General features: G+C 69.6%; 6 protein-coding genes. 3 read left to right on the top strand and 3 right to left on the bottom strand.

What is annotated here, in order from left to right; translation table 11 throughout:
- Nucleotides 1-111 precede the first annotated feature (111 nt).
- The 3 genes from D180_RS03335 to D180_RS03325 all read left to right on the top strand — a co-directional run bounded on the left by D180_RS03335 (nt 112) and on the right by D180_RS03325 (nt 2,566).
- Nucleotides 112-741, top strand: coding sequence for an OmpW family outer membrane protein (locus D180_RS03335; protein WP_017911673.1), 630 nt, complete (start codon nt 112-114; stop codon nt 739-741).
- A gap of 248 nt (nt 742-989) precedes the next feature.
- Nucleotides 990-1,610 carry an OmpW family outer membrane protein gene (locus D180_RS03330; RefSeq protein ID WP_017911672.1) on the top strand — a complete coding sequence of 207 codons (621 nt, stop codon included), beginning with the start codon at nt 990-992 and terminating at the stop codon, nt 1,608-1,610.
- A 143-nt stretch (nt 1,611-1,753) separates the two neighbouring features.
- Nucleotides 1,754-2,566, top strand: a complete 813-nt coding sequence (locus D180_RS03325) for a S1/P1 nuclease (RefSeq protein WP_017909462.1) — start codon at nt 1,754-1,756, stop codon at nt 2,564-2,566.
- 87 nt (nt 2,567-2,653) lie between these two features.
- Here the strand turns inward: D180_RS03325 and trxC are convergent, their stop codons facing one another.
- The 3 genes from trxC to D180_RS03310 form a co-directional block, all read right to left on the bottom strand.
- The gene (trxC, locus tag D180_RS03320; RefSeq protein ID WP_017911671.1) at nt 2,654-3,097 is read right to left on the bottom strand and encodes a thioredoxin TrxC; all 444 of its coding nucleotides are present in this window, start codon (nt 3,095-3,097) and stop codon (nt 2,654-2,656) included.
- Nucleotides 3,094-3,573, bottom strand: coding sequence for an OsmC family protein (locus D180_RS03315; RefSeq protein ID WP_017911670.1), 480 nt, complete (start codon nt 3,571-3,573; stop codon nt 3,094-3,096). The genes trxC and D180_RS03315 overlap by 4 nt, the downstream gene beginning before the upstream one ends.
- 78 nt (nt 3,574-3,651) lie before the next feature.
- Nucleotides 3,652-4,483: efflux RND transporter permease subunit (locus tag D180_RS03310; RefSeq protein ID WP_043090408.1), on the bottom strand; the 832-nt coding region annotated here is incomplete at its 5' end.

Below are 4,483 nucleotides of genomic sequence, written 5' to 3'. Positions count from 1 at the left end.
CCCATTCTAGCAGGCCGGCCGCGCCACGCCGGACACGCCGGTTTGATCAGGATCAAGGCGGCATGGGGCGGCGCGCCGGACACTGCGCCCACACCCAACCGAGACTCCACCATGCGCACCACCTCCCCCCTTCTGCTCGCCGGCCTGGCCGCCGCCCTGACCCTGTGCGCCCTGCCGGCGCTGGCGCAGTCGCAAGGCGACTGGACCATCGGCATCGGCGCCCACCAGGTCAACCCGAAGTCCGACAACGGCACGCTCGCCGGCGGCACCCTGCCGCTGCGCATCGACAGCAACATCCGGCCGACGGTGACCTTCGAGTACTTCGTGCACCAGGACCTGGGCGTGGAAGTGCTGGCTGCGCTGCCGTTCGAGCACGACATCAGCGTCAAGGGCGTGGGCAAGGTCGGCAGCACCAAGCACCTGCCGCCGGTGGTGTCGCTGCAGTACCACTTCAACAGCGCCGGCAAGGTCTCGCCGTTCGTCGGTGCCGGCATCAACTACACTACCTTCTTCAGCGAGAAGACCACCGGCGCGCTGGCCGGCAGCAAGCTCAAGCTGGACGACTCCTGGGGCCTGGCCGCGCATGCCGGCGTGGACATCGCGCTCACCGACAAGTCGGCGCTGCGCGTGGACATGCGCTGGATCGACATCGACAGCAAGGTCAAGGTCAACGGCAGTGACCTGGGCACCGCGCACATCGATCCGCTGGTGTATGGCCTGGCCTACGTGATGAAGTTCTGAGACGGGCGCCGGCGCCGCTGCGACCTGTGGCGCCGGCGGCAACAGGATCGGCGCCGCTCGCGGCAGCGGCGCCATTCCGGAGCATGGCCGTACCGGATCGACACGCGGGCCGCACACGCGGCCTCGCCGGAGCGCAGCGCGTCCGCCCCGCTTCTCTGGCAGACTACGCGCCACACGGATGTGGATCGGTGCCCGCCGGGCCGACACGGGGTTCGCATCCGCCCACTCGTCGTCCACCGGGGTCTCCCATGCCGCCACGCCTGTTCCGTCGCCTTGCCGTCGCCGCCCTCGCCAGCATCGCCCTGCCCGCCGCGGCGCAGTCGGCCGGCCACTTCACCACCAGCTATGGTCTGCACGGCATGGTGCCGGGGTCGTCCAACGGCACGCTGCGCGGCAGCGACCAGCGCTTCGACGCCGACGTCGCGCCGGCCGTATCGTTCAGTTACGAATACTTCTTCCGCGGCAACCTCGGCGTGGAGATCCAGGGCCTGGTCGGCCAGCAGAAAATCGGCGTTGACCGCGGCGGCGACATCGGCAGCGCCTGGATGCTCTCGCCCACCATCTCGCTGCAGTACCACTTCAACGGCAACGGCGACATCTCCCCGTTCGTCGGCGCCGGCCTCAACTACACCGCCTTCCTCGGCAGCGACGGCAAGGGCGCGTTCGCGTCCAACGACGTGAAGTTCAAGGACAGCATTGGCCCGGCGCTGCATGCCGGCGTGGATTTCGCGGTGGGCGAACGCAGCGCGATCCGCGTGGATGCGCGCTGGACCGGCATGCGCAGCGACGTGAAAGTGGACGGCAGCACGCTCGGCAAGGCCAAGCTCGATCCGGTCACCTACGGCGTCGCGTACCTGATGTATTTTTGAGCCTGCAGCCGGGTCGTGTCCCCGGACGCGGCTCGGCACGGTCGGCGACGCCGCCTGGCACCGGCGTCCGCCATGCTGAGCGGCAACGCAATAGACCCGGCACGCGTCATGGCCGCGTCGTCGGCGCCGGCTAGAATCGGCGCATGAAAATCTCTCCCTTCGTTTGCACCGCGCTCGCCGCGGCCCTCGCCGCCACACCGTCCGCCGCCTTCGCCTGGGGCCCGCTGGGTCACCGCCTGGTCGCCGATCTCGCCGACACCCAACTCACCCCGCAAGCCCGCGCGCAGGTCCGCACCCTGCTGCAGGGCGAACCCGACCCGACCCTGGCCGGCGTCGCCAACTGGGCCGACCAGCTCCGCGAACACGATCCCGACCTGGGCAAGCGCAGCGCGCGCTGGCACTACGTCAACCTGGCCGAGAACGACTGCCACTACGAACAGACCCGCGACTGCCCGGACGGCAACTGCGCGGTCGAGGCGCTGCGCCGCCAGGCCGCGATCCTCGCCGACCGCAGCCAGCCGCAGGCCGCGCGTGCGCAGGCGCTGAAGTTCGTGGTGCATTTCGCCGGCGACGTGCAGCAGCCGCTGCATGCCGGCTACGCCCGCGACAAGGGCGCCAACACCGTGCAGATCCAGTTCGAGGGCAAGGGCAGCAATCTGCATTCGCTGTGGGACAGCGGCCTGCTGCGCAGCCGCGGACTGGACGAACAGGCCTACCTGGCCGAACTGGAAAAGCAGCCGTTGCCGGCGCCCTCGCCGGCGGGCAGCGCGCTGCCGCCGCCGGCCGCGGCGTGGGCCGAGGCCTCCTGCAAGATCATGCTGCGTCCGGGCTTCTATCCGCCCGGCGCCACGCTGCCGGCCGATTACGTGACGACCTGGCGCCCGGTCGCCGAAGCGCAGTTGCGCCAGGCCGGCGCCGACTTGGCGGCCACGTTGAACGCGGCGCTGGGCAAGTAAGCCCGGCGCACCGTGCAGGAGCGGCTTCGGCCGCGATGGACTTTCCCAGGTAAGCCCATCGCGGCTGAAGCCGCTGCTACGAGAGCGTTACGCAGAATTCAACTGTGCAAGCGTCCAGCGCACGATCTCGGCGGTGCCGATGGCGCCGCTGTGCCGGCCGAGTTCGCGGCCCTGGCGCAGCAGGAGCAGCGTCGGGATGCTGCGGATGCCGAAGCGCCGGGCCAACGCCGGGTGCGCGTCGCTGTCCAGCTTGCCCAGGCGCAGCCGCGGCTCGAGCTGCGCGGCCGCGGCCGCGAAGTGCGGGGCCATGGTCCGGCACGGACCGCACCACGGCGCCCACACGTCCACCAGCAACGGTAGGTCGCTGCGCTCGGCGTGCGCGGCAAACGTCTCGGCGGTCAGCGTGACCGGTGTGGCGTCGAACAAGCCGCGATGGCAGCGTCCGCATTGCGGCGCGTCCGCCAGTTTCGCCTCCGGCACCCGGTTGAGCGCGGCGCAGTGCGGGCAGGCGACATGCAGCGGCGTGGTCATGCGCCGGCCTCGATGCTCTTGTCGCCCAGCAGCACGGTGCCTTGCGCATCCTTGACCGTGACCTGCACGTCGATGCCCTGGCGCACGCTCTGGGTGACCACGCAGAACTGCTCGAACTGAGCCAGGATCCGTTCCAGCTGCGCATAGTCCTGGTTGGCGCCGGGCAGCTGCAGTTCCACCGAGGCCTGCGGAATGCGCCAGAACCCTTCCGGATTGCGCATCGGCGTGGCGGTGATGTGCGCGACCACCCCGGCCGGATCGTTCTTGTACTTGCGCATCGCGAACAGCAGGCTGGCCGCCAGGCAGTTGGCGATGCCGGCCAGCAGGATGCGCGTGGGATTGGGGCCGCGCTCCTGGCCCAGCGGCGCGGTTTCGTCGCTCAACCAGGGCTCCAGCGTGGTTTCGTCGAAGCGAATGCGGAACGCGAAGTCCGTGTCCTGCTCCAGGGTGACGCGGATCGGATCGCCGATGGGCATCGTGGAAACTCCACTTCGCAGAAAGGGATTTCGACTCTACGCCGGCACCGGTAACGGCGTGTGGACGCAGCCTTGCGCTCACGCCGCCGCTTCGCGCCGTGCCAGCGGGTAGTACAGCAACGGGATGACCAGCAGGGTCAGTGCGGTGCTGACCAGGATGCCGAACAACAGCGCCACCGCCAGGCCGTTGAAGATTGGATCGCCAAGGATGAACAGCGCACCCAGCATCGCCGCCAGGCCGGTCAGCATGATCGGCGGTGCGCGCACCGCACAGGCCTCGATCACCGCCTGTTCGGCGCTGCGTCCCTGCGCCAGGGCATGACGGATGAAGTCCACCAGCAGGATCGAATTGCGCACGATGATGCCGGCCAGGGCGATCATGCCGATCATGCTGGTCGCGGTGAACTGCGCGCCGAGCAGGGCATGACCCGGCATCACCCCGATCACCGTCAGCGGAATCGGCGCCATGATCACCAGCGGCAGCAGATAGCTGCGGAACTGCGCCACCACCAGCAGATAGATCAGCAACAGGCCCACCGCGTAGGCGATGCCCATGTCGCGGAAGGTCTCGTAGGTGATCTGCCACTCGCCGTCCCATTTCACCGCGAAGTCGACGGTGTCGACCGGCGGTGCGATGAAATACTGCCGCAGCGTCTGCCCATCGAGCCGGTGCCGGCGCAGTTGCCCGACCAGATCGAACATGCCGTACAGCGGGCTGTCCAGGCGCCCGGCTTCGTCGCCGGTGACGTACACCACCGGCCGCAGGTCCTTGTGCGCGATGCTGTCGTCCCAGGGCAGGCGCTGCACCGTCACCAGTTCCGACAGCGGCACCAGTTGCCCATCGCCGCCGCGCACGCGCAGCGCCAGCAGGCGGGCGCTGGCGGCCTGCGCGGCGCCCGGCAGGCGCAGC

This window comes from Xanthomonas sp. SHU 166 (genome assembly GCF_000364685.1).
GTDB classification, from domain to species: domain Bacteria; phylum Pseudomonadota; class Gammaproteobacteria; order Xanthomonadales; family Xanthomonadaceae; genus Xanthomonas_A; species Xanthomonas_A sontii.
The sequence above is the reverse complement of the archived record's forward strand: the minus strand, read 5'-3'. Positions and strand labels throughout refer to the sequence as shown.